The sequence below is a fragment of the Paenibacillus sp. WC2504 genome (assembly GCF_052682475.1).
In genome coordinates this window covers 3,337,358-3,361,126 of the sequence record NZ_JBQZFH010000001.1, presented here as the reverse complement: position 1 = coordinate 3,361,126, position 23,769 = coordinate 3,337,358, and the positions used below count along the sequence as shown (strand labels likewise).

Below are 23,769 nucleotides of genomic sequence, written 5' to 3'. Positions count from 1 at the left end.
TGATTATCCTCCCAGATCTTCTATGCTGTATAAATTACCTTTTCTAATTCTTTAATGGCAGTCAGATATCCATTTTTACCACCGAATCGCTTGACAATTTCAAGTGGCGAACCGAATATTTGAAACTCAGGAATCTTCAATATCTCAATGCTTTCAAGATTGGAAATTCCCTCATCCGCATACTTCTCTAATAATGCCTCTAAGACAAATCTTGCTTGATCGCTATACTTGGCAAAGTAATTGCGTTTCTTAACGTTCTCAGCCCTCTCACGGCGTGTAAGAGGTGGTTGATCAAATGCTACATGACATATAAGATCAAACGGGTCTAAGTCTTTACCAACTTCTTCCTGTAGTTCATCAAGTAAGATGCCTTGGGCCTCTAACTCCTTTAATACCGCATCCTTTTTTTCAGCGTCATTCCATTTGGTTAAGAAATCATTTAGTGACTGATATTCATGCTTCACGTTTTTCTTCGTGTAATCTATCAAAGATTCGGTAATCAGTTTACCATCTTTGTCGTAATAATACACTCGTTGATTTAGAACTTTAACCTCAACATTATGTACGTAATATTTGGAAGGTGGTTCAGGTCCCTCACTGCCTCCAGGAGGATTGCCGTCGTTATCTCCACCTTCCTCATCTCCACCATCGTTTTCGTTACCATTACCAGGTTCATCTTCAGGAGGAATATCCTCGCCATCTGGTGGTGTCATGATGATGACCGGATCTCCATCGAAGTCAGAGTCCGCAAATAGTTTTGTAACATTACGGAAATCAATAATCGTAAAATATAACTTACCAAAATCTTCTCGAATTCGAGTACCGCGGCCAATTATTTGTTTGAACTCAATCATGCTGCTGATATTTGAATCCAAAACGATAAACTGACAGGTTTTGGCATCAACGCCAGTGGTCATAAGTTTACTCGTTGTTACAAGAACAGGATATTGTTCATTGGGATCAATGAAATTATCTAATTCTGCTTTACCTTCCTCATTATCACCGGTTATTCGCATGACATACTTAGAGTTCTTAGCAACTAAATCAGCATTCTCGTTTACAAGTGCTTGACGCATACGTTCAGCATGGTTGATATCCAAACAAAAGAAAATCGTTTTTGCCATCCGAGATTTGTTTGTCTTTAAAAAATCTGAAACCATTTTCGCAACTGTATGTGTGCGCTTTTCTAAGATTAGATTCTTGTCATAATCCTTTATGTTATATTCTCGATCCTCAATCTCGTATCCGTATTTATCGCGCTGCCCCTTAGTTGGTCGAAAACCTTCAGCATCTTTATCGAGTGTTACTCGGACAACTTTATAGGGAGCAAGGAAACCATCTTCAATACCTTGTTTTAACGAGTATGTATAGAGTGGGTCACCAAAATAAGTTAAATTAGAAACTGTCTTGGTTTCTTTTGGCGTTGCAGTTAGGCCAACATGCGTAGCTGCATTAAAATAATCTAGAATCTCACGCCATGCCGAATCTTCTTTCGCACTACCGCGGTGACATTCATCAATAATAATTAGATCAAAGAAATCTCTTGAGAATTCTTTATAGGCATTCTGAAAGTCCTCATTACCAGAAATACCTTGATACAACGCCAAATATATTTCATGTGCTTTATCTATTTTTCGATTCTTAACTTTCGTCATTTTGTCGCCAAATGGAGCAAAATCATTAGTCATCGTTTGATCGACAAGTATGTTCCTGTCTGCAAGAAATAGTATTCGTTTCTTAGACTTTGATTTCCATAAACGATAAATGATTTGGAATGCCGTGTACGTTTTGCCTGTTCCAGTTGCCATAACAAGTAGGATTCTGTCTTGTCCTTTTGCTATAGCTTCAACCGTTCGATTAATGGCAACCCGTTGATAATATCGAGGTGACTTAGATTCTTGTGTAAAATAGTAATCCTCCATAATCGTCTCTTCAGTTTTTGTATCAATTCCTTTGGCGATTTTATATCGCTGCCATAGCTCATTTGGTGATGGGAACTGAGACAAAGTGAGCTCACGTTCAACTACTCCAGTTTTAGATGTACGATCATGCTCTAGGAACCCATCACCATTTGATGAAAATACAAATGGAATATCTAAGATATCACCATAATTAATAGCCTGTTGCATCCCTGCACCAATACTGTGTTTATTATCTTTTGCTTCTATAATAGCAATAGGCATGTTTGCTTTATAATAAAGGATATAGTCCGCGCGTTTCTTCTCACCACGAGTGACCATTTTCTTACGCACGATAATACGTCCGTCTGTGAACGTGACTTCTTCACGGATTTGCTTTTGTACATCCCAGCCTGATTGGACAAGTGAAGGAGTAATATATTTCGTACATATATCGCGTTCTGATAGGTCTTTTTTATTCAACACAATCTCCTCCGATCATTTATCATTAATGACCCTCAAACCACGTTTTCAGATCCTGTTTATTTCAGTTTTTCTAGTTGATGAAATTATAGCTATCTATAGGCACTTGTTCTCATCTGTATGAACACAACAATTTTATCATAGTAAATTAGACCTGGATATACAGAATTTGTATTCTAATTTGACCATTCTATTAAATCTTTTGTCTTACTATATTGTTTTTTCAGAAGCTGGATTATCATATAATGAGGCACATTCTACCTTATTCTGTTATTTTCGACAATTATGCGAACAAATATTCCTATTCATGACGAAATATGATACCATCTACCTATAGGAGGTATCTTATGGACTTATCATTCTATAAACCTACTGAACTCGAAAAATGGCTTGAAAAAGAGTATCGCAGCATCGGCATTGAGTACGCGTCAGATATGGACCTTGACCTTATAGCTTCCATTTTTGATGTAGAAATCCGAACCTATACCGGACCTTCTTTCGCTCAATGGAAGGAAGATGAATACTCATTCATCTTTCTAAATGGTTACCTGGACCAAACACAGAGACGTGAAGTGTTCTTCCACGAACTCTGCCATCCGCTGCAGCATGTCGGCCGGCAAGAAATTATGCCTAGATCTTTTATTGAGCTGCAGGAAGTTCAGGCAAAACACTTTCAGCACTACGCTGCAATGCCTTCTTACTTACTAAAAGAATTTAAAAATGTATCTCCTTCCCTGCTTGTAAAAGTAATGGCTGAAGAGTTTTGTCTCTCTGAAAGGTTCGTTCAGAATCGATTAACTCAAATTCAAATACGAGTACAAAATGCACGATACGAGGAAGAATTACTTCGTCGCCGTAGCATGAAAATTACGATTGATGATGACCACGTTAGGCGCGTAATGGCAGAGCTTGGTCCAAAACAACTAGAAGGAGCTTAAAAGTGGCAAAATTATCGGTCTATTATTCAGAGCATCCAGAGGATTTTCATCCAGTACCAGATAAATTAAATATCGCTTTCGCTCGAGGGAAAATAGAGTGGCATAAGAACCAACTTTTCATTCCATTAGAAGCTCCATTTCGTCCTAAAACAGCCGATGATTACTCGGAAGACATAATGAGCGTCTCTATTCTTTTAGAAGACCTTATGACGCATCCTGAGCGTCCTAATCAATTTGGGATTAACATACATAGTGTTGTTCGTCGTTTAGAGAAGTTGAAATATCAAGAGGGTTTGCATTTTGAGTACAGTGACATTGAACAATTCATTATTCAAATGGGGGATATTGAAGAAATCATGCAGATGGACGTAAAGCCTTTTTATGAATGGAGGTAATTTGTTGTGGCAAGCATTCAGAAGAGCGGTAAAAACTCGTGGAGGCTCCAGGTTGATCTTGGTTATGACGTAAACGGAAAACGGCTGTATAAGCGGAAGACTGTCAGCGTTGAAGATGCCGATCGGATGAAGAAGCTGGAGTTAAAGCGTTTTTTAGACAGCGAGCTTTCCAAATTTAAAATCGAGGTCGAAGTCGGGGAATACATATCTCCTGATAAAATGAAATTCGATCAATTTGCAAAAGAATGGGAAAGTAAATTTGTCATGAAGCAATTGGAGCAAACATCTCAAGAGAATTACGTTAGCATCATGAACAATCGACTAATCCCACACTTTGGTCATATGCGTGTGGATCAGATACAAACATTCCATATCATGAACTTCGTTGAGTCATTAGATCAGCCAGGAGCGCGGTTAGACGGTAGTGGTAAACCTCTCTCCTCTTCATCAAAAGTATACATCTATCGCGTTTTACGAAGCGTCTTCATGCGGGCAATGGACTGGAAAGTAATTAAATCAACCCCAATGACTGGTGTCGCAAAACCTAAAGAGGTAAAAGTAGAATGTGAGGCATACGACGAAAAGGAAACAATTTTTATTTTTGAAGCACTTCAAAACGAGCGTCCTGACTTTAGAATGATCGCCACTCTCGCTCTTACGACCGGTTTACGCCGCGGTGAGCTTCTAGCGTTAGAATGGCACCACATAGAACTTGAAGCCGGCACAGTCGAAGTAAAGCAATCTCTCCCCCGTTTCAAAGATGGAGCTCCCCTTATCAAAGTACCCAAGAATAATAGTTCATTCCGCAAAGTCGCCCTACCCGCATCCGTTATCTCTGAACTCAAAGAATTTTATGATTACAAAAAAGCTGCTAAAGAGGATGTTATCGACAGGTGGCAAGGCAAAGACCGCTCATTTGTATTCTGCTCAACATTTGGTAATGCCTATTCGCAGAACTGGCCAACAAAGCAATGGCACTATTTCCACGCGAAATTAAAAGGTGCCATTAAATATATTCGCTTTCATGACCTCAGGCATACCTCAGCAACACTCTTGATCAACCAAGGCGTTCATGCTAAGGTTATTTCAGAGAGACTAGGACATTCTAACATTGGAACAACAATGAATGTCTACGGACACGTTTTACGCGCTGCTGATCACACTGCTGCTAATAAACTTGATTTCCTGTTCGACAGTAGAAAAAACAAGGTAAACAAAGGACAAGTTTAGGGTACCGACGAGGTACCAAAGGGTACTGTTGAGGTACCAACTAGATCATAATTAAATTCAGTTCAGTCTAATTAACCTCATACACATTCAAATAAACCGCACCAAATCAACATTCATTCGACTATAACAGGATAGAAGAAAAGCGATATTTCACTTCTCCCATGAGACGGCCCGTAAAAGGGCCGTCGTATTAATTTAAAAAACAGTTTTTCTGAAACCCTTATGATATAAGGGTTTCTTAGTGTATAACAGGGGTTAAAAATTAAATAGTATAGTTATAGATTTTTCTTGTTGGGGACGGTTTGGGGACGAAATTTAATTATATAGAATAAATAACCTCATGTAAGATCCGATAAACTACATATAGAATATACAAGTTAATTTACTTAACCTTGGCCGATAAAGCTCTGATTTGGCATATTTAACGGCTCATCTTCCCATCCTCGAATAATTTTAATGGTATCTGTACTCCAACTATCCCAAATAATAAAGTTTTGTTCCGCCAACTTAACAAGAACAAATCTAATCTCTTTTTCATATTTCCCAGTTTTTGTACTCAGTTCATTGAAGGATGGCATATATCCGTGATGTCTATGGGAATAGTTCCAAAGAATACGCAAAATCTTTCGTTCGATATCTCGAAGCAAAATGATCACCTCGCTGTTATTATATGCGAACAAAATGCGAACAACAATAAAAAGCCTAAGGAAATTCCCTCAAGCTGCATTTTATCATGACAATTTGGGCACAAGACGACTTAAGAGACCTACTCATACCTCCTTTATTTAACGGTTGTTCTGATTTTCAAAACTAACAAACTAAGTCCATGGGAATTTACCCTTGGGCCATTAATAAGAGAGTTAATAATATTATGATACCGTACTTCCTACTCACATTAACAATTTTGAAATGTCAGTAATGACTAAACAAGTATATATCCGATCGCTGCGTTCTGAAGTATCTGAATTCCTTTCACTATAATGATAAATAAACATCCGCCTGCAATTCAGAACGATGAAATCGCTCGCCGGGCATTTATTTTTATCCTTACGAGGAATAGCCGTATCAATTTATGCTTTTTGTTTATAATAATCTCGAGGACAAGCAAAAAAATACGACTACACGGACAACGGATCAGGTCAGTAAAAAAAGACACAAATAACTACGCCGAAAGTGGAATTTGGAACCTAAGGAGGGAAGCAAATGCTTAACGATTTGGATAGCAATTACGACTGCGCGAATGCGGGCAATGATTTGCATAATCTGATCCAAGAGCTTGAACAGTTCGAGGGTCCCGAAGAGCAGCGCAACCGGCTCGAGAATCAGATCCATTTTATCCAAAATAAATGCTCCATCACGCACGAACACTTCCGTTACCGGTAAGAAGAAAGAAAAGTCCATGCTCCTATACCGGGCGCGGACTTTTTTCATGTTTCCCATCGATTCTTCTTCTAGTCAAAACGCAAGGAACCCCTTTTCCGACAGCACCCGATTGAGACATCATCGCCAAATAACTAAGCCCTCTATCGTGCATTGTGATTTGCAAACCGCACAAGTGGCCGACTCCACAATTCTCAGCGCATACTGCGGAATGTTTGAAATTTTTTTCTTAAGAACCTTGCCCTTTCCTTTTGATGGTCCCCCATACATTCGCCTCCTTACTTCACTATATGAAAATAAGCCCAAGGGAACTTTCCTTTGGGCCTTTGTTTTGTTTCTTCATTATAATAATAAATTTATTTCCCTTCCCACCCTACCAACAATTTTCAAGTACAGGGGGGTATTTCATATAAACTAATCCCGTAACTCGAACATGTTCGCAGCCAAGAGTTTGACGTTGATATCCAGCTCAAGCTCCGGAATATCTTCATTGATGGTCAAGCCTTTACGATAGCAAACTTCGTTTAAGGAGTAAATGTCAACAGATCGTTTCTTGCCAAGTTCATAGGTTTTTGTAATTTCATCTACGACGTTTTTTTTAATCAACATATTCATTTCATTCAGCTCTAATGGTTTCTTCTGCTCTCTAATGGAGGCGTCCATGCTAATTTCAAGTTTAACGATTCGTTTATCATTCTTATATGAGGCTGTTTTCTTTACCTTATTGTTCTTTAAGGCTGCGGTTCCAATAAATATGCCTTGATCGTCCTTGATGGGGAGTATACCGCGTAATGTTCTTTCTTTTAACCATTTCACTCCACTTGCTTCTTTACGGTTGAATCTGACTTCGCTCTTTCCCTTCTTCAAAGCAACAAGACCATCCACGGTTGGCAGCGTAAACGGTTTACCGTCTTTATCCCAGCTCTCGGAGAGTTTTATATGATCCAGCAGCATGGTTTCGAACGGTTCTCTTGAAGATCGTATGAACCTCTGATAATTCAATGGCTCAAAAGAGGATTGCATCTGCTTATATAAAAGATTTGGCTGATAGTACACTGTGTTAATCGAGGAGTTTCCAGTAATCGGCTTTGTGCTTAGAATCTTTCTAAGGTCTTCATTCGTAGCAAATACCCAGGGTGTATAGCGTTGATCGCGTGTTCGCATCAAATCGTCATGGATATTGAAAATCCCCTTAGCAAGCATACGATCGCTAAATATAAACGCTTTTGTCTGTGTCCAATCCATTCTCATCTGGCTTTCCTTAAGCAGATCGAACATCGCCATCCCGATACTTTCGCCTTCGCCTACTCCAACAACAATCGGATTCGGGGTGTTTCCGCTTCCTTCTTGCTTCGCCATGGACGCGAGATCATTTATTTGCGTATAGATTTTATATTTTCCGTCGATATAATCGATGCCGATCATATTAACGAAATTGAAGTATTGAATGTTCTTTCCGTCCCAGCATCCACAAAGAGATAACATGATGCAGCCGACCAAGGTCGATTTCCAGACTCTATTCATGACTTTCCGTCCCTCATCCTCGTATCGTCCTGCAATTGTAGGTTCTGTGCACGCTTTTTCATTTTATTCGCCGGTTTCTTAAGCAGAGCCCCTGTGATATCTGCCCAAGATGGCGGTGAAAGAGGAGAGAGATATGGGATCCCGAACGATTTGAGATCGGATAAATAGGCGATGACGAAGAAGATAGACAGGAAGAACCCGAACATCCCGAGAAAAGAGGTGATGATCATGATGGCGATGCGTGCAATTGATACGATGCCGCTCAGCGTCGGATTCACCAGCGTGTAGCCGGATATTACCGTGGTCGCAGCTACGACAGTTACTGTAGGGGACGTAATGCCGGCTCGTATGGCGGCATCGCCTACGATGATACCGCCGACGACGGTTACCGTTGGGCCTACAGATTTCGGGAGCCGCAGTCCTGCTTCTTTAAACAACTCAAACAAGATGAGCACGATAACTGCCTCTAATGGAAGTGAAACCGGAAGTCCAATGCGATTTGTTGCGATTGTTGCTAACAAAGGCAATGGAATCTGCTCGAAATTGAATCCGATCAGCGCGATGTAGAATCCGGGCAGGAACAAAGCCAAATACCAGCCAAACATTCGGATTAGCCGTTGAAAAGAACTGATCACCGCACGGAAATAGCCGTCTTCCGGCGATTTCATAAGCGATGTAAGTGTAATGGGAGCGATAATGGCAAGCGGTGAACCGTTAAGCAAAACTACGAAACGGCCGCCAATCAAATACTCAGCGGCAAAATCAGGCCGCCCGGTATTATCAATAAGCGGTACCACCGACATAGTCTTATCCGATATGGCTTCTTCCAGCTGAGAGCTAGTAATAAGCGCATCGATGTGGATGTTCTGTAACCTTTCTCGAGCCTCATCGACAGCCTCCTTATTAGCAATATCTTGAATGTAGAGCAAACATATCTCGGTCTGACTTCGGACACCAATTGTAAAAGATTCAACCTTGAGTGTCGGAGTTAGCAATCGCTTGCGGATTAGCGCTACATTAGTCTTGATACTTTCGGTAAATCCGTCGCGCGCTCCCTTGGAGGACGTTTCCGTTACAGACTCTTCCGGGTTTCTTTGAGGCGGATCTGCGACAAAGTGCAAGTAAAAGCATGCCGTATCCATGTCGAAGAGAAGTAAGTTGCCACTAAACACATAGGACGATAGCTCATTCTTCCAATTCGATGTTAAAGTAGCGGGGTGCTGCCGCAAAATGCCTGCACTACATGTGCTCAATTCATTTATTTGCTCCCGATTAGACATGCCTTGGCAGAAAATGAACAGAAGGCCGCCAATAGTTTCAAGGTTAACATCGCCGCAATCCTCAAATAACTGCCTTATATCACTTTCACTTATTTTAGCCATTTTGCTCCACCGCCTTCTTGTTCTTTCCTGCCCAAATACAAATTAGGAGTACTAAACTAGTGACACCGCAAAACAGACTGGAACTCGTATAATAAGTTTTTACATGATCGTGGAACTTTATATCTGACAGCTTAAGCTGATTGATTACAAAAAGAAATAAGGATATCAGGATGAATAAAATTTCTGGATGCCTCCATTTTTTCACCCACAGAGTGTGAATAATGTAGATCGCCAACGAAATTCGTATAAACGCACCGGCTAACCACTGATAAATGGACAAAAAGTCGGTTTGACTTAGCATGCTTCCGATGGATGCCATGCGCCACTGCTCGTAAGCCGGGTATCGTAGTTTCTCGGCTTCGAACGGACCGAACATGGCTATTATGCCTGACAATGGTCCGAACGTTAGCTCAATCAACATAAGAACAACCAGCATCATATTCATTCGAGACAGCTTGCCCTTCACATTGTCCTTCAGAAAGAACACGAGGAAGATCTCCGTGATCCCCGATGTTGTGTACCATGCGCCATTTGTGATAGATTGCGCTGAATTTTTGAAGATAGGGAACAAATAGCTGTAGTCTTTATATTGAAAGTTTACTGTCATAATATAAAAACCGAATAGAACGATCCAGGGAAGCAGAATACCATTGGTGATTGCAATTGCGGCCAGTCCTTTTCTTGCCGTGTAATAACTAATCCCGATGAGACATATGCCGACTACCCATGTTGGGGTATAAGTCAGGTATGATGTATTTGACCACACGATCGTATCCCGTATACTGATGCTAGCCTGAGTTAAGAAGTATAACGTGAATAGAACTGTGAAAATAAGCCACACCAGTGAATTTGTTTTCTCTTTTACCCAGGTGGAGAGCGAAGAAGGGATCTGTTTGTACATATATACATACAGCAGGCCAAGAAGTAAGGAAGGTACAATGCCTGCCAAGACAGAGATCCATGCGTCGCGGTTCGCGGTATCTAACAATATTGGAATGAGGATAACATGGTTGGAGATTCCGATATATGTAATCAGGAGCATAGACAACTGGAAGGGTGTGATTTTTCCGTTCAAACAAATCAGCTCCTACTTACGATGGCGGTATACTTAAATTTTCCAATTACACATATTTTATGCATATAGATAGATTTCATAAAGTAAACATAGCTAATTACAAGTCCATAGAAGATGATATGAAATTCACATGCGTACATCTAGTTAAAAATAAGTTTATAGCAGGCGTACAACATTGCTCTGTTTGAATGCTCAATGGCTTACTCAGCAAATATCCAACCTTCTGATCAACCAACTTTCGGACAAAACCATGCGGCAACTAGGGCAGCCACAAAAGCACTCGGGTCATTGGTATAACCGAAATCCAAACCAAATATAGCTTTGTAATCGGGCAGCTTGGCGATATCTCGCCATTCAAATTCTTCCTCACACCAATTCTCAAAGATCGCGCCTTCCGCAATCCCCAGTTGCCCTCACCTTCAACGCGGTAACGCTTCGGCTTATGTTTCCTCATCCATTCAAACAATTCCCGGTCGTCGTCTCCCAGGAACTCATTGCACTGAAATGTAGTTGTAAGGGCTAATGTATTAGGATTTGGCATATCAAAAAAACGCTGTTTTAACCAATGGCGTTCATTCCATGGGTTAAAAGTCAGCGTTAATTGTTTGAAATATCCTTCTGGCAACTCACCACGGATGGACATATCGATCTTATCAAAGTCATCCTCATTTAAGATCTGATAGGCTTCTTCAAACCAAGCCCCGCACAAATATCCCGTATCCACCGTAATCGAAGTGATGGACATCGGGTCATCTAGGCCGCGGAATAAGATCTTCTGGCCGGTCGGCTTATATGTAGCCTCGAGCGGGCTTTTCTTAAACTGCCAAAGATGATCTACGCCTAGTCGACGTGTTGCCCATTTAAGTTGAGCAAACGTAGAAACTTTATGTGTATTGAACGTTTTCCGAATAACGAGTGTATTTGCAAGCGGCAACTTCATCATGTGATAGATGTGCCATAACACTGCTGTAACACTTTTCTTTGAACCACGGCCACCTTTAATAACTCGGTACCGACCGCGAAACCGCCAGAAATCTACATAACCCTTCCCAATGGTCTGCTGCAAGCTAACTTCACTCATGCAGGTCATCCTTAAATACAACAGGATCAATAATATTGCTGTTGTTCAGAGTGTTAACTTCGGCTTGGAGTTTCTGAATTCTAAGATCACGCTAAGCATCTACAAAACGGTTCTTTAATTCAATGGCCTTTAACTTCTTATCCTGGACCCTAGTCAATGCTTCCTCCAGGCGAAGAAGGTCATTGATTACCCTAATAACTGTTTCCTCAATCTTCGTCGTAACAAGCTTATCTATCGGAACAACCACACTTCTGGTTTGACCCGTCTTGTCATCATGAACGGTTTGAACATCCTTCACGGTGATTCTCTCCTGCAGAACTTTCCTCTGCTTCTCAGATAACGCGTTACGAAGATCCTGGATCCGCTGCAGCATGCGTCGTTCTCTGATAGAAAAAAGTGTGATTGCTTCATCCGCTTGTCTAATCGGATCAGTCTCAACCAGGCGAGCCAGCTCTTGCTCATCTTCTTCAAGCGTATCCATCCATTTGGATTCAAACTCCCCGGTAGTGACTGCTTTTTTGTTGCCTGGTGGGCCACCATGTCCACCGCGGTTACCAAGAGCATTTTTACTTCCTTTCGGAGCTCCGCCTTTACTACCGACGGCATTCTTATTTCCTAAAGGAGCGCCAATTCGTTTAGTAACGTTACCTTTCTTTTCATTAGTAACGTTACCATTTAATGAAGTATCCCATTTATCCTGGCTCTTCCATTTCCGTATCTGAGTTTCCCCTAGTCCGAGCTCTGCAGCAAGGTCCTGGCTTTAACTTCCCGTTACTCTCGAGCCAGATTTGTTTGGCTTTGTCCCTGTCCGGGCTGCGTTCTCTTGGCATTACATATCACCCACCTCCGGAGTAGAAAATTGAGAACAAAAAAGAGAGTCAGTTTGACTCTCACAAATAATCGGTACTAATGCTCTTTTTGAAGCTCCAGATTAATCTCAATCAACTTTTTCAGGTCCTCAACTGACTTGATCTCAATTCCTTCTATTAATGCTAACTCATGCTTAAGTAGCAATTCTTCATTCTCTTTGTTCGTATTTTCATCTTTCAATTGCGAACACTCCCATCATCCGTTAAAATGAAAAAGAGACCATGCGTTCGTATATCCGTGGCCACGGCAAACATGATCTCACCGGGAGTGTTCCGGTGACCTAGGAAGGACGTTAGCGCGTCCTTCTTTGTTTATAAAAAAACTCACTCCAAATGGAAGAGTAGTAAGAACACTTAATCAAATTTTTATGAAATTTGTTTATTTAACCTACTATGAAACTCATTTAATAGTATATCGAGCTCCTGTGGCTTACATACGATTACATCACTATTGATTGAGATACCCTCCAAATACATATGAACCAACGGTTGTCTAAGTGTCTCAATTTCTTCTGTCAAACTAGCAAGCTCCAAATCAATTTGCCCCTTCTTGTTGAGTTTGGGACTATTTTACTTTTACTTCCTCACTATGACATCCTTTATTTTTCCATAATAAGCAAAATCAAAGAAGCATATTTCATAGGAAAAGGGGAGCAGTTTGCAGCAGACTTTTGTCTGGAGGCCGAGGAGACGTTAGCGAGTCCTCTTATTTTGCTATGATTAAGAATAAAAAAGACCGCCAAATTAAATAGGCATTCGCACTGTCTTAATCTCCCCTCCTTGCATTAAATATCTAATCATAACGAAGGGGTTGATTCAAAATGGCAATACGTCCTCCCCAAACATTGAAGGGGAATTACAAAAAAGTGCCTCTCACGAGATTCCGCTCTGTGAAACCTACTCAAACTCTCACCCGTTTTACAGTCATATGGGCTAATAACAATGGTGTACCTTTTAATACGACCGGATTTTTTGCAGTACTCCGGCGTACGAATGGAACTTTCGTTCAAGCGGTTAATTTCGATCGTTTTGGCACAGCAGTTTTCTTCGCTGTTCGCACACCGACCAACAGGCCTTTTATCCTCCGCACATTCAGAAACGACGGAACACTATTCCGGGTCCGATTCGTACCCGCCGGTGTCTCTTCGTTTGTAGTAATCGGATAAGTGAATGCCGGGGGCTCCCCGGCATTTTTTTATGTATTTATCAATTATTCCATATGTTGTTTACATAATCGTTTCGTTTCAAATTTAACTCATAGCCGGTCGATGGAAGCCTACGGTATAGTTGTCACCAGCCCGATAATTCAATGGTTATCAAGAAAATTACGCAGCTTTAGTCCGAATTAAAAGAACTGGCTCAATACCTGTAAACTCATAAAAACGCTTCTTAATAACATCGGAAAATACCGGATCAAGCTCCAAAGTCCTACACGTCCTATCCATCTGCTCACAAGTCATAAGCGTAGAGCCGCTACGCCAAAGAAGTCCAAAACGAAATCACCGCGCTGGCTGCTGTTCCCTATAGAAATCTGTAAGAGCTCCAGTGGCTTCTGCGTTGGATGAACATATTTTGTAACATCACCCCGGGATACTTCCCAAATCGTCTCTGGCTCTAACAGTTCTTGTGGCAACCCGGCCTTCCAAATGGTCGTCTGCTTCCGATCCCCGTACCATGCCGGGGACTTACCCTTCAAATGAGCATAGGAAACAGGCTCATGCTTGTAACGATACTGGGACCAACCATAAGAAGCAGCGTTCTTTAACCAGATACACTGCGACCTTACAACGATACCGGCCGCGTTCATGGCATCCTCGAACTGCCGTTGATAAGAAGAAGGATGAAATACATAGATAGCTGCCTTCGGGTCCATAACCGAAGCGTAACAAGAAAAACAGCATTTAAAAAGCCCGCAAACTCCTCTGCGGGCATGTCGTCATTCATAATTGTTCCTCGGCCATCTGCGGCCAGCCTGGCCGAATCGCTCTCCACTGCTACATTATAAGGTGGGTCAGTCACAACCAGCGCAGCCTTGGCGCCCTCCATGAGTTTCTGCACATCTTCAAGCTTGGTTGCATCGCCACACACCAAAAGATGCCGGCCGAGCTGCCACACATCCCCGTATCGAGTCTCAGGCTCTTTGATCTCATCCAAAGCACGCTGAACATCGAACTCATCTTCCTTGACCGGAGTAATAAGCTCAGTGTCTGAGTTCAAGCCAGGCAGCAATTGATTAAGCTCGTCCAATTGAAAACCGGTTTGAGTTGATAACTCTTCGAGTGAATAATGAGCTGTTAACTCCTCCAAAAGCGATGCAAGCAGCTCCTCATTAGTCCGACCACGTAAATGGCTCAGACTAATCGTTAAGAGCTTAGATTCCTCATCGGTTGACTCGACGATGACACATGTAAGCTCAGCCACACATTTGTGTTGCCAGCTAAAACTAACTCTAGGATGTCTTTGAGATCCTTATACAATACTGTTTTACCTCCGTATTCACCATTTCTAAACCCATTTAATTCCAATGGAATTATTTCTACAAAATATTACATTTCTCTCATTTTGTCTAGTATAAATCTACTACTAAATTTAAAAGCCTATCCCACAAGTAATAAGATGTTACCCAGAACTTACTATATTAAAATTTCCACATTGTTACATTTAAGTGTTAATGATACAATGAAAAATATTATTCTAGGAGGAACAGTATTGTCTTATTTTGCACCCAAGTCTAACAAAGAAGAAATTATTGAGTATTCCTATGATCGACCAATTGGTATTACTTTACTAGCTATTTGGATCGCCATTGCAGCTGTTATAGTTCTAGTTGCACAGGTTGCATTTTTTAGCAGGCTGGATGATGTATCTTCATTAATTGGAGTATCGAGCTACTTCTTTCAAGTAGCAGTCACTTTTTTAGGAGTTCTTAGTCTTGCAACCGCAGTTGGAATGTTCCTTGGCAAGAAGTGGGGTTGGTGGCTCGCGTTATTTTATTTTGCTTATGAAATCACACGAAATTTGAATTCAATGATTTCTATACCCTTGCTCGTTGAACAATACGGTGATGTTAGTTCACAATATGTAACAAGTTATTATCTAAAAAATGGTGTACGATCTGCCTTTGATGGCTTTCTAATATTTTATCTATGCCGTGAATCAGTTACTTCATATTTCCGAACTACAGAAACAAAAAAGTGGAAAGCACTTCTTATCGTATTCGGAATATGCATAGCTATAATCTTAATCTCCTCTCTATTACAATAACGTTTATATTGAGAAACAGCCTATCCCACAAGGAATAGGCTGTTGTGCAAGTCCTCTGATATTTTCTTCTGTGCTCGCGTCACATAAACCTCCACAGTTCCTTTACTAACCCCAAGCATCCCAGCAATCTCACTAAACGAAAAGCTCCCCATGAGCCAACACGTAACACTCTCGCTCCCTTTCGCTTAGTCTAGATAACGCATCTTCAATCTGGAACCTCTTCCAATCTGAAAGGTTAGCGGGGCTGCCCGCCGAACTCTGTGAGATGTACGCCTGCATCCGGACCGGATCCGTAAGCTTCTCTCGCTGATACGCTGCCCGACGCTCACCCCCTCGCTTTATTCCCTGGCCGCCGGCCACTTTCTAGCCACTCGATCATCCACTCGCAATCTGCCACCATCTCATTAATTACTCGCCGGTCAGTCTGCAACAACGAAAGTTCATCTTGTTTACTAAGAATCTTTCTTCTTGCTGCTCAATCTCTTTAATCTTACTTGTCTTCTCAGCTGCCAGCTTTCTCAACATGGCAGCCGTTTGTTTATAACCTTCAGATAAATTATTGCATCCCATTCCCTCACACCTCCTCAGTGTGTTAGTATTGGTTATAGGAACATATGTTTGATCCCCCGTGATTCTTGCTAGGAGACGGGGGATCTTTATTTTCTACGTGAATTAACCTAAAATCAGGTTCCTTATAAATTTGCATCTTCAAGATGTACGGCATAATATTTTACCAATTGTTAACATATGATCTGTAGAGTTACAATACATCTTACCGTTGGGAGAGTGATGCAAATATGAAATCCCTTAAAACAAAAGTATTTTTACTCCTTGCAAGTTCTAGCTTAATGCTTCCGAGCGCTATTAGTGCTGCAACCGAGACTGTAAATACACCAGCTCACACGTATAAGAATGGCATTATTCACACTTTAGTCCATGGCATTTATGTACCTGGTAACTATATAAATGTTGATGAAAATACAGTTGCTGCATATATCCCCGGAGGGGTGGGAGTAATTGTAGTCGATAAGGATGCTGTTTTGCCAGAAGGTTCCAAAATCTTAAAATAGATAAAACAAGTTAATTTTGAGCATCGGGTCTTCACTCGATGCTCAATTTATGTTTCTCCTGAATTTTCTGTTTCAGTCGGTGTTCACTAATGTTCATCACTTTTTTAGAGGTGAATAAATTCTGTGAAATTGTATAATATAACGCTAATAATTCTAAGGAGTGATATTTTTGAAAGATACGGCTACTGCTGAAAATGATGAACCTACAATCGCCCCAGGTATGAACACGCACGACCCACTTGAAGAGAAAGCTACTGAAGAGGAAATTGATAGAGGGGACACAACTTCAGTAACTCGTCTATATTTGGATCGTACACCGGAAGACTAAGTGGATATATGGAGGACAAGTTCATGAGATGTATCTACTGTGACAATGTGAAGCAAATAAAAGGAAAAAAAAGTACGTGCTTTATTTGTAGTGCTATTACCAAAAACCGATAACAGCTTTATCTTTGAGCGATATTTTAGGCTTTTAAATTCTGATCACAATTGTTAAAATGATGGAATATATTGCAATCGTGTCAACCCTCATCCTTTTTACCACTTCATCGGTCTGTACGATGGGGTGGTTTTTTATGTCTTTCAGTTGTGATTCTTGCTAGGAGACGTGGGATCGTGCTTTAAATCGTGTAAATACGCCCAAATAGATAAAATCAAGCATCCAATTATCACATTTCAACATAGGTTGATGTATCAAAATTTGGAGGAGATTGCTCAATGAGTTACAATCAAAATCTAACTCAACAACAACATCACCAGCAACACTACCAACAAAATCCTCATCAACTACATCACCATCACCACTTCCATCATGTGATTATTCATCCAGGTCAACATCCCCATCATCAAACCCCAATGCCGTATCCTGGAATGCACCAAGGCCAATGGCATGGTCAACAGGGGGTATGGCAAGGAATGCCTCATCCAGGTCAATATCAAGGCGGTAATTGGCAAGGAGGACGCGACGATAATCAATAAGCTAGCTTAATATGACTGAAGTGTGTTATATCGACTAATCCTCTGCGATCCCGAAAATTTTACACGCAGAGGATTTTACTTATTCGTTTACTTTCAGCAAAAATTTCATTTTTCAGCTGTTTGTAAGTTTCAATCAGCTCTGGCTCACCTCGTTCAAATAATTCTTCTTCATTCGCAGCTCCGTATACATGACAAAGAGTTTTTACTGCTTCCTCTGCTTGCTCCAGTGTCAGTTTTGTATTTTCAATAAGTGCAAAGTATCTATTGAGCGAAGCAAATGCAGCCATGCTGTCTATCGGTTTGATTATCTGTTCATCTTCTAGCGATTCACAATCAATCTCAGCATCCGAAACACCTGCCGGCCGCTCTTCCTCTATACGTAGTGCAATACCATATTCATTTCGTTTAACCCATAAAAGCTCTTGTTTCCATTTCATATCTTAACCCTCCCTTTTTATGCGACCCCGTTCTCTCCATCTAATACAGATTTAATACGTTTCTTGTATTCGCTCCAATCTGCAGATAACTTACTTGAACTTATCTTCAAAGACTGTGCGATCTCTATCCATGTCTCACCATTACGTTTACGAGTAAGGAGCTCTTTAAAGTCATATGGCAAATCTTCAAACGCTGGGCCATTTCCACCTAAGATAAAGTTCTCGAGCTCATCTTTGCCAATTTGAATTTCCTTCTCATCTTTACCCGGAATAGGCTCCTGTTTATCTTGATCACCAGGTTCATTAAACTCAACTACATCACCCTTAGAACCTTCTGCAGCTGTCATCTCAGGCTTCTCTGCTGAAGTCTCAACTTGTCCCCGCCTCCAGTCATCCCACTTCGTAGCAAGCGGAGCTACTCTCTTACGGTACTCATCGAGTCCAAGATCCATTTCAGCTTGTTCACCTTGTGACTTCACTTCTGATACAACTCCACTTACATCTTTGCATTTACGATGAACACCTCAGCTTCGATGTAGGCTATGTGCTATCTCCCTTTCACTTTCTTTATGACATCTCTTTGAAATGCTTTAAGCTTGACTGTTTCTTTAAGGGCCCTAGCAATTTGCGCCAGGATAAATGCATCACGGACATTGTCGCTGCCGTTTCTAAATCCCCAGAGCTCATAAATTGAAATGATTAGATCTTCTTTGGAGCAGTTTCCCTTGCAACCTGCAAAGTTCTTAAGCTCCCCTGTAGCAACCTCGATGTATGTAATGCCTCTCTTGAATAGCTCCATCCGAACTCCCCAGCCAATCCCCCCAAGCATCGCCATACGATTGGCCTGCGCATAAGCAAAATCTTCGATGCAGATAACATCGTCCGGTGATACCAAGTGAACAATCCGATCGATGAGCTTGACCATTCGTTCCGGGTCTTTTCCTGAAACTTCAACTTCCTGAGCGTCCCAGACATCACCGTACTCATCTAGCGCGACGAACCCTACGCCCAACAAAAAAAGAGAGCCAACTTGACTCTCTCCGTTAATCACTACTACTACCGCCTCCGCTATCACTGCCACCTCCACTGTCACTTCCTCCTCCGCTGGAGGAATCATTGTGGTGATGGTGATTATGGTGGTGGTCATGATGACTATGACTATGATTGTTATGATGATTGTGGTGATGACGATTAATATCATAATCAGAAGAACTATTATTAAAGAAATTAGAGCTATGATTGTGGTGCTGGGTAGAGCTACCTCTTCTATTCTTATTGCTAAACATGCCAATTAAACAAAAAATAACGAACATAACGATCATAATAACAATAAAATTCATTGAATCAGTCCTTTCAATTGCTTGTTACAAATATTTCTATTCTTCACAAATAATTAAAAGTCCTCTAAAATTGATCCTTCTATTATCACCCCAAATTTCTTGATCGGTTCTTTGTGCCGATCCTCCTGATCTTAACGAACATATTAACATCTACGTTTACGTCTACGTACTGACGCTGCCACGCTTCTTTTGTCTTGACCTGCTTGTTCCAGTAACCAGGCTGTGTAGCACGCACATACTAACCGAAACCGAAAATGTCGCTACCATCCATCTGAGTTTGCTGAATGAGTTTTTCAAAACCTTGCTTGGCATCTCTTTCGATTTTGACTTCCAATTTTTTAAGAATTTCATCAGTAACGCTGAAATGCTCTTCTGATTTTTCCTCTAAATCCCCTTCTATCTGGCAATTTATTTGGACATGTACGTTTCCATTTTCGATGGTTGTGGTTATTCTCGATGTCCGATGTGTTGCTTTAAATATAACCCTTGTGCCACCGGGTAATTCATGCATAACACTATACCCACCAGGGTTAATCTCTTTAATCGACGTATAATGGCCGATCTGCAGGGCTGTCGAAGTGCCCACCATTTTATCGTCTCGAAAATAAGCCAATCCAGAGATTTCAATGTTTGATGCTTTCTTTAACTCCAAGTAGGGGATTGATCCTTCCTGCCCTTTCGCTGAGGATTGACTAAAAAACACTCCTAAAAAATTGTTGGGCAGCTTGCCCATTTCTCGGGCATGATCTAAAGTTGATCACCCCGACTTTTTCGAATCATCTCAACGGCCAATCTTGGCAAAGGGAAGATGAGGGGTTCATTTGTCAAACAAATTACTTTCCCAAACATTCCCTTCAAAATATTTTCATCGAATTTTATGATTCTATGCATATGATCAAAATGGAAAATTGCAAACTTTTTGAAAATGTCTTTTAATTTTTCAGCCGATGTCCTTTCATAGAATTCCACTTTATGGGGAAAACTAACGACCATTCCCAGAATGTGAGGTGCGTGGTGCTTTATGAATCAAATTATTCAAAATATGGACTTTAGTAAAGGTTGGTGGTATTCGGCTATTCTTGGTGTTTTTCTATTGTTGTTCGTCGTTTTTATGCCCAAAAGATTAAACATGCCAGAGATCTATCTCACTTTCGGTGTAATCGCCGGACTTGTTTGGGTTATCGATACTGTATTTTCCGTTTGGCTTGATTTGTTTGACGTTGGTAGCCCTAATAAACGCGGTATCCCCGAATTTTTTATGTATACGATTATTCCTTCAAGTTTTGCTGTTATTTATCTAAACGTTTATCGAGAATATAAAAAACTTCTCTACACAATACTTTTTACAGCTGTATCAGAACTTGCCGAGTGGCTAGCTGTCGCTGTTGGGATAATGACGTTAAAGCACTGGAACCCCTTGTACTCGATACCTGTTTATTTGGTTGTATACTATTTCTATTTGCCGTTTCATTTGCGTATTATGAAACGAACTTCGAAAGTCTGATCATAAATAAAGAATCCGCATTTTTTTGCGGATGCTGGATGCGGAAGTCTCAGGTTTTCGCTTTTGACTCAACAATTAAAAGACCGTGTTTTAAGCATTGTAAATACAACAATCAACTCTATTTTGAAAAGACCGTATAGAAATTAATTCAATACGGTCCGCAAAACAACAACAGCATATCTTCTCAATGACCTTTTTTACCCTTTTTCTCTGCTTCTTTACCTTTTTCTTCCTTTTGCCCTTTACCCTTATCTGCTTCCTTGCCTTTTTCTTCCTTGCGCTCCTTACCCTTATCTGCTTCCTTGCCTTTTTCTTCCTTGCGCTCCTTACCCTTCTCTGCTTCCTTGCCTTTTTCTTCCTTGCGCTCCTTACCCTTATCTGCTTCCTTGCCTTTTTCTTCCTTGCGCTCCTTACCCTTCTCTGCTTCCTTGCCTTTTTCTTCCTTGTGCTCCTTACCCTTATCTGCTTCCTTGCCTTTTTCTTCCTTGTGCTCCTTACCTTTCTCTGCTTCCTTACCTTTTTCTCCTTTGTGCTCCTTACCCTTATCTGCTTCCTTAGCTTTTTCTTCCTTGTGCCCCTTACCCTTATCTGCTTCCTTGCCTTTTTCTTCTTCTTTTTGATCTTTACTGTTTGTTTCCTTTACTTCTTGATCAAGTTTTTCTTTTTCATTCTTATGTTCACCGTGTTCATGTCCATGTTTACCATGGCCTTTTCCTCCAGGCATACTCATTACCTCCTTGAAATTCCATTATAAAGACGGCGAGTGGACACTTTTAATATGCTGAATGTTCGTATAATGCGCCCTGCCCTCCGCTGTAATCAGATGAACAATATTGTTTTCTATTGCTTTTAATAATCCTATCCTGCTAGAGTTTCTACCCAAGTCAAAAACGACAATGTTACCTTCCAGCTTCTTGATTTGTTCCTCAAAGGTACGGGATAGAGGCAAATCGGAAGGATTAACAGGAAAAAATTTCTTATCCAATAGGTATGGAGTATGGTAGTTATTATAGGGAGTCAGCCATTTCAGATGGACTAATGGGATAAACATCGTTCTGTATACGGGCGAGTAAAACTCGAAATAATTCGTCATCACATGTGTAATATAACCATGAATAGGCTGATTTCCACAAACAAAGATCTCTGAAAATATTCCTTTGGAGTTCAATAATATTTTCCGATAAGAAATTTGTTTATCATTATTGATTGGTTTTTCAGGAGGAGCGGAGAAGTCAGTTGAACTTTTTTGGTTACTCAGACTGACGTTCAAAACATGATAAGTCGGGATGTAAATATAGCGCTCCCCATTATAGACAACCAATATATCATGCTCTGCATCCACTAGAACGCCTGTATGCCATTTATCACCATTCAATTCAACATCAATAACCGCTCCTAGCTGCTTCTGAAAAAGATCCATTTATTTTCACCTCCTCTCACTTGAATAACCAGCCCGTCCATACATATAAAGAAAACAAACTTAAAAACAGAGCTATGGGTACAACTAGTATTGTTACTTTTATATATTGCCCCCAAGTTAGGTGAATGTTATGCCTTTTAAGTATATGCATCCATATCAACGAAGCTAGCGTACCCATTGGCAACAATAATGACCCGATATCTGCACCTATGACATTACCCAAATAGGCGGTATGAAGCGTAAAAGTATCTAGCCCCATACTTTGTAGTGACAAGGAGCCAATCATAACAGACGGCAAATTATTACATAGGTTTGACATCACTGTTAGTAAAATACCCATTCCAAAAATCGCATTGAAGTGATTCTCGGCAACTGTTTCACCAATCCAACTTACGATAAACTGAGTTAAGCCAGAATTATGAAGGCCGTAAATAATGACATAGATACTGAATGCGAAGATTAAAATGTGCCAAGGAGTTTTTAAAAGTATATCTTTTGGACCAGTTCCTCTACGTTTCCATCGGATAGCGATTAGTAGAATCGCACCAACGATTGCAGGCCATTCCGTAGGAATCCCGAAGGGAGTCAACAGGAAAAAGCTGCATCTGATCAAGATTACAATGAATATGCAAATGCGAAATAACACCCAATCAATGGGGCGCTCTTCCATTGGATCTACTTTAAGAGGATGATAGGCTCCGGACTCACTGTGCATAAGACTATTTATGGATTTAGGGTGTAAATCCATAATCTTCACGGGAATTTCACGTTTAAAATACACGAAAAGCAAATACGATATCGCAATAATTCCTACCATTGCAGGTACAAACATCATTGCTGTATACGTATTAAGATCCAATCCCACTGTCTTTAGCGCAATAAGATTGGCAAGGTTGCTTACACCGATTGGAGCACTAGCTCCAGTTGCAACAAGCGCACCTGAAATAAGATAAGGTATTTTTTGTCTCGTTTTAAGATTGAGTATAGTTAAGGTCTGAATAATAATAGGAGTTGTAATTAAGATACTGCCGTCATTATTAAAAAACATTGTCATCAAAAAACATAATATATTAACGTACCAGAAGAGGGCTCTACCGGATCCTTTTGCCCGAATCGCCAAGTTAACTGCCGCCCACCGAAAAATTCCTATGCTCTCCAAAACAATAGACATTACAATTGTTGATAATATGGTTATGCTAGCCCCGCTTACAATAGTGCCGATATGGTATACATCTGGAAGCGATACAATCCCTAAAGCAATAAGGATCAATGCACCGATAGAAGTAGGGATTGATTCATTGATACCGAATGGACGCCAAATGATCAGCACTGTGACGGCTACAAATACCATGGAGATTACTGCAGTTGTCAGATTAACCATGGGCTTGCACCTCATCAAGGATACCATCTATTGACTCATGTTTGAGATCAATGGACGGGAGAGGGAGAATTTCTTTGGACGTTCTACATAAATTGAATAGATTAATCATCATAGGACTTC

31 protein-coding genes are annotated in these 23,769 nt (G+C 40.7%); 11 read left to right on the top strand and 20 right to left on the bottom strand.

The features are described from left to right. Positions 1–20 precede the first annotated feature (20 nt). Entirely contained in the window at positions 21–2,381 is a 2,361-nt protein-coding gene (gene hsdR, locus ACUN27_RS14840; RefSeq protein WP_445559095.1) for an EcoAI/FtnUII family type I restriction enzme subunit R, read from the bottom strand. A 347-nt stretch (positions 2,382–2,728) separates the two neighbouring features. Between hsdR and ACUN27_RS14835 the strand changes: the two genes are divergently transcribed. Genes ACUN27_RS14835 through ACUN27_RS14825 form a run of 3 tightly spaced genes read left to right on the top strand, consistent with a single transcriptional unit; the run spans position 2,729 to position 4,944 of the window. Beyond that, a complete protein-coding gene (locus ACUN27_RS14835) occupies positions 2,729–3,319 on the top strand; it encodes an ImmA/IrrE family metallo-endopeptidase (protein ID WP_445559094.1) in 591 nt (196 codons plus the stop codon). Positions 3,320–3,321: 2 nt separating this feature from the next. Continuing rightward, positions 3,322–3,714: a hypothetical protein gene (locus ACUN27_RS14830; protein ID WP_445559093.1), complete on the top strand. Its 393-nt coding sequence runs from the start codon at positions 3,322–3,324 to the stop codon at positions 3,712–3,714. Positions 3,715–3,720: 6 nt separating this feature from the next. Continuing rightward, positions 3,721–4,944, top strand: a complete 1,224-nt coding sequence (locus tag ACUN27_RS14825; protein ID WP_445559092.1) for a tyrosine-type recombinase/integrase — start codon at positions 3,721–3,723, stop codon at positions 4,942–4,944. A 386-nt stretch (positions 4,945–5,330) separates the two neighbouring features. On the opposite strand, the gene ACUN27_RS14820 is transcribed toward ACUN27_RS14825, so the two are convergent. Next, the gene (locus ACUN27_RS14820; RefSeq protein ID WP_445559091.1) at positions 5,331–5,564 is read right to left on the bottom strand and encodes a hypothetical protein; all 234 of its coding nucleotides are present in this window, start codon (positions 5,562–5,564) and stop codon (positions 5,331–5,333) included. Between the two features lie 583 nt (positions 5,565–6,147). On the opposite strand from ACUN27_RS14820, the gene ACUN27_RS14815 reads away from it, so the two are divergent. Next, positions 6,148–6,327, top strand: coding sequence for a DUF2524 domain-containing protein (locus tag ACUN27_RS14815; protein ID WP_157321305.1), 180 nt, complete (start codon positions 6,148–6,150; stop codon positions 6,325–6,327). Positions 6,328–6,738: 411 nt separating this feature from the next. On the opposite strand, the gene ACUN27_RS14810 is transcribed toward ACUN27_RS14815, so the two are convergent. The 7 genes from ACUN27_RS14810 to ACUN27_RS14780 form a co-directional block, all read right to left on the bottom strand. Next, positions 6,739–7,848: a Ger(x)C family spore germination protein gene (locus tag ACUN27_RS14810; RefSeq protein ID WP_315951159.1), complete on the bottom strand. Its 1,110-nt coding sequence runs from the start codon at positions 7,846–7,848 to the stop codon at positions 6,739–6,741. Further along, on the bottom strand, positions 7,845–9,230 hold the full coding sequence (locus ACUN27_RS14805; protein ID WP_315951161.1) for a spore germination protein: 1,386 nt from the start codon (positions 9,228–9,230) through the stop codon (positions 7,845–7,847). Before ACUN27_RS14805 ends, ACUN27_RS14810 begins: the two co-directional genes overlap by 4 nt. Next, entirely contained in the window at positions 9,223–10,305 is a 1,083-nt protein-coding gene (locus ACUN27_RS14800) for a GerAB/ArcD/ProY family transporter (RefSeq protein ID WP_315951163.1), read from the bottom strand. The genes ACUN27_RS14805 and ACUN27_RS14800 overlap by 8 nt, the downstream gene beginning before the upstream one ends. A gap of 259 nt (positions 10,306–10,564) precedes the next feature. Then, entirely contained in the window at positions 10,565–11,386 is an 822-nt protein-coding gene (locus ACUN27_RS14795) for a PBSX family phage terminase large subunit (RefSeq protein ID WP_445559090.1), read from the bottom strand. A gap of 91 nt (positions 11,387–11,477) precedes the next feature. Beyond that, the gene (locus ACUN27_RS14790) at positions 11,478–11,867 is read right to left on the bottom strand and encodes a hypothetical protein (protein WP_315951166.1); all 390 of its coding nucleotides are present in this window, start codon (positions 11,865–11,867) and stop codon (positions 11,478–11,480) included. A gap of 425 nt (positions 11,868–12,292) precedes the next feature. Continuing rightward, the gene (locus ACUN27_RS14785) at positions 12,293–12,436 is read right to left on the bottom strand and encodes a hypothetical protein (protein WP_315951168.1); all 144 of its coding nucleotides are present in this window, start codon (positions 12,434–12,436) and stop codon (positions 12,293–12,295) included. 185 nt (positions 12,437–12,621) lie between these two features. Further along, positions 12,622–12,774, bottom strand: coding sequence for a Spo0E family sporulation regulatory protein-aspartic acid phosphatase (locus tag ACUN27_RS14780; RefSeq protein ID WP_418936938.1), 153 nt, complete (start codon positions 12,772–12,774; stop codon positions 12,622–12,624). Between the two features lie 302 nt (positions 12,775–13,076). On the opposite strand from ACUN27_RS14780, the gene ACUN27_RS14775 reads away from it, so the two are divergent. After that, positions 13,077–13,421: a hypothetical protein gene (locus ACUN27_RS14775; protein WP_315951170.1), complete on the top strand. Its 345-nt coding sequence runs from the start codon at positions 13,077–13,079 to the stop codon at positions 13,419–13,421. A 290-nt stretch (positions 13,422–13,711) separates the two neighbouring features. Here the strand turns inward: ACUN27_RS14775 and ACUN27_RS14770 are convergent, their stop codons facing one another. Together ACUN27_RS14770 and ACUN27_RS14765 are read right to left on the bottom strand one after the other, a co-directional pair. Continuing rightward, entirely contained in the window at positions 13,712–14,128 is a 417-nt protein-coding gene (locus ACUN27_RS14770) for a DNA methyltransferase (protein ID WP_315951171.1), read from the bottom strand. Then, positions 14,059–14,676 (bottom strand): hypothetical protein, encoded by a 618-nt coding sequence (locus ACUN27_RS14765; RefSeq protein ID WP_315951173.1) that lies wholly within the window; start codon positions 14,674–14,676, stop codon positions 14,059–14,061. Before ACUN27_RS14765 ends, ACUN27_RS14770 begins: the two co-directional genes overlap by 70 nt. A gap of 231 nt (positions 14,677–14,907) precedes the next feature. Between ACUN27_RS14765 and ACUN27_RS14760 the strand changes: the two genes are divergently transcribed. Next, positions 14,908–15,519: a hypothetical protein gene (locus ACUN27_RS14760; RefSeq protein WP_445559089.1), complete on the top strand. Its 612-nt coding sequence runs from the start codon at positions 14,908–14,910 to the stop codon at positions 15,517–15,519. A gap of 20 nt (positions 15,520–15,539) precedes the next feature. On the opposite strand, the gene ACUN27_RS14755 is transcribed toward ACUN27_RS14760, so the two are convergent. Beyond that, positions 15,540–15,638 (bottom strand): hypothetical protein, encoded by a 99-nt coding sequence (locus tag ACUN27_RS14755; RefSeq protein ID WP_445560629.1) that lies wholly within the window; start codon positions 15,636–15,638, stop codon positions 15,540–15,542. Positions 15,639–15,927: 289 nt separating this feature from the next. After that, positions 15,928–16,089 (bottom strand): hypothetical protein, encoded by a 162-nt coding sequence (locus tag ACUN27_RS14750; protein ID WP_315951177.1) that lies wholly within the window; start codon positions 16,087–16,089, stop codon positions 15,928–15,930. Positions 16,090–16,316: 227 nt separating this feature from the next. Between ACUN27_RS14750 and ACUN27_RS14745 the strand changes: the two genes are divergently transcribed. The 3 genes from ACUN27_RS14745 (at position 16,317) to ACUN27_RS14735 (ending at position 17,567) form a co-directional block, all read left to right on the top strand. After that, a complete protein-coding gene (locus ACUN27_RS14745; protein ID WP_315951178.1) occupies positions 16,317–16,589 on the top strand; it encodes a hypothetical protein in 273 nt (90 codons plus the stop codon). Positions 16,590–16,758: 169 nt separating this feature from the next. Beyond that, positions 16,759–16,917, top strand: coding sequence for a hypothetical protein (locus ACUN27_RS14740; RefSeq protein ID WP_315951522.1), 159 nt, complete (start codon positions 16,759–16,761; stop codon positions 16,915–16,917). A 389-nt stretch (positions 16,918–17,306) separates the two neighbouring features. Next, complete coding sequence (locus tag ACUN27_RS14735) at positions 17,307–17,567, top strand: hypothetical protein (RefSeq protein WP_315951180.1); 261 nt, start codon at positions 17,307–17,309, stop codon at positions 17,565–17,567. Positions 17,568–17,626: 59 nt separating this feature from the next. Here ACUN27_RS14735 and ACUN27_RS14730 read toward each other — a convergent pair whose 3' ends face one another. The 3 genes from ACUN27_RS14730 to ACUN27_RS14720 all read right to left on the bottom strand — a co-directional run bounded on the left by ACUN27_RS14730 (position 17,627) and on the right by ACUN27_RS14720 (position 19,091). Next, a complete protein-coding gene (locus ACUN27_RS14730) occupies positions 17,627–18,004 on the bottom strand; it encodes a hypothetical protein (RefSeq protein ID WP_315951182.1) in 378 nt (125 codons plus the stop codon). A gap of 17 nt (positions 18,005–18,021) precedes the next feature. Beyond that, on the bottom strand, positions 18,022–18,483 hold the full coding sequence (locus ACUN27_RS14725; RefSeq protein WP_445559088.1) for a hypothetical protein: 462 nt from the start codon (positions 18,481–18,483) through the stop codon (positions 18,022–18,024). Between the two features lie 68 nt (positions 18,484–18,551). Beyond that, positions 18,552–19,091, bottom strand: coding sequence for a hypothetical protein (locus tag ACUN27_RS14720; protein ID WP_445559087.1), 540 nt, complete (start codon positions 19,089–19,091; stop codon positions 18,552–18,554). A 31-nt stretch (positions 19,092–19,122) separates the two neighbouring features. On the opposite strand from ACUN27_RS14720, the gene ACUN27_RS14715 reads away from it, so the two are divergent. Next, entirely contained in the window at positions 19,123–19,299 is a 177-nt protein-coding gene (locus tag ACUN27_RS14715) for a hypothetical protein (RefSeq protein WP_445559086.1), read from the top strand. Between the two features lie 283 nt (positions 19,300–19,582). Here the strand turns inward: ACUN27_RS14715 and ACUN27_RS14710 are convergent, their stop codons facing one another. Beyond that, positions 19,583–20,077: a Ger(x)C family spore germination C-terminal domain-containing protein gene (locus ACUN27_RS14710; protein ID WP_445559085.1), complete on the bottom strand. Its 495-nt coding sequence runs from the start codon at positions 20,075–20,077 to the stop codon at positions 19,583–19,585. A 288-nt stretch (positions 20,078–20,365) separates the two neighbouring features. On the opposite strand from ACUN27_RS14710, the gene ACUN27_RS14705 reads away from it, so the two are divergent. Beyond that, positions 20,366–20,848, top strand: coding sequence for a hypothetical protein (locus ACUN27_RS14705; RefSeq protein WP_326062679.1), 483 nt, complete (start codon positions 20,366–20,368; stop codon positions 20,846–20,848). Positions 20,849–21,032: 184 nt separating this feature from the next. Here ACUN27_RS14705 and ACUN27_RS14700 read toward each other — a convergent pair whose 3' ends face one another. Genes ACUN27_RS14700 through ACUN27_RS14690 form a run of 3 tightly spaced genes read right to left on the bottom strand, consistent with a single transcriptional unit; the run spans position 21,033 to position 23,649 of the window. Next, complete coding sequence (locus tag ACUN27_RS14700; protein WP_445559084.1) at positions 21,033–21,572, bottom strand: hypothetical protein; 540 nt, start codon at positions 21,570–21,572, stop codon at positions 21,033–21,035. Positions 21,573–21,596: 24 nt separating this feature from the next. Next, a complete protein-coding gene (locus tag ACUN27_RS14695) occupies positions 21,597–22,268 on the bottom strand; it encodes a DUF2642 domain-containing protein (RefSeq protein WP_315951193.1) in 672 nt (223 codons plus the stop codon). A gap of 16 nt (positions 22,269–22,284) precedes the next feature. After that, a complete protein-coding gene (locus ACUN27_RS14690; RefSeq protein WP_315951195.1) occupies positions 22,285–23,649 on the bottom strand; it encodes an arsenic transporter in 1,365 nt (454 codons plus the stop codon). Between the last annotated feature and the right edge of the window lie 120 nt (positions 23,650–23,769).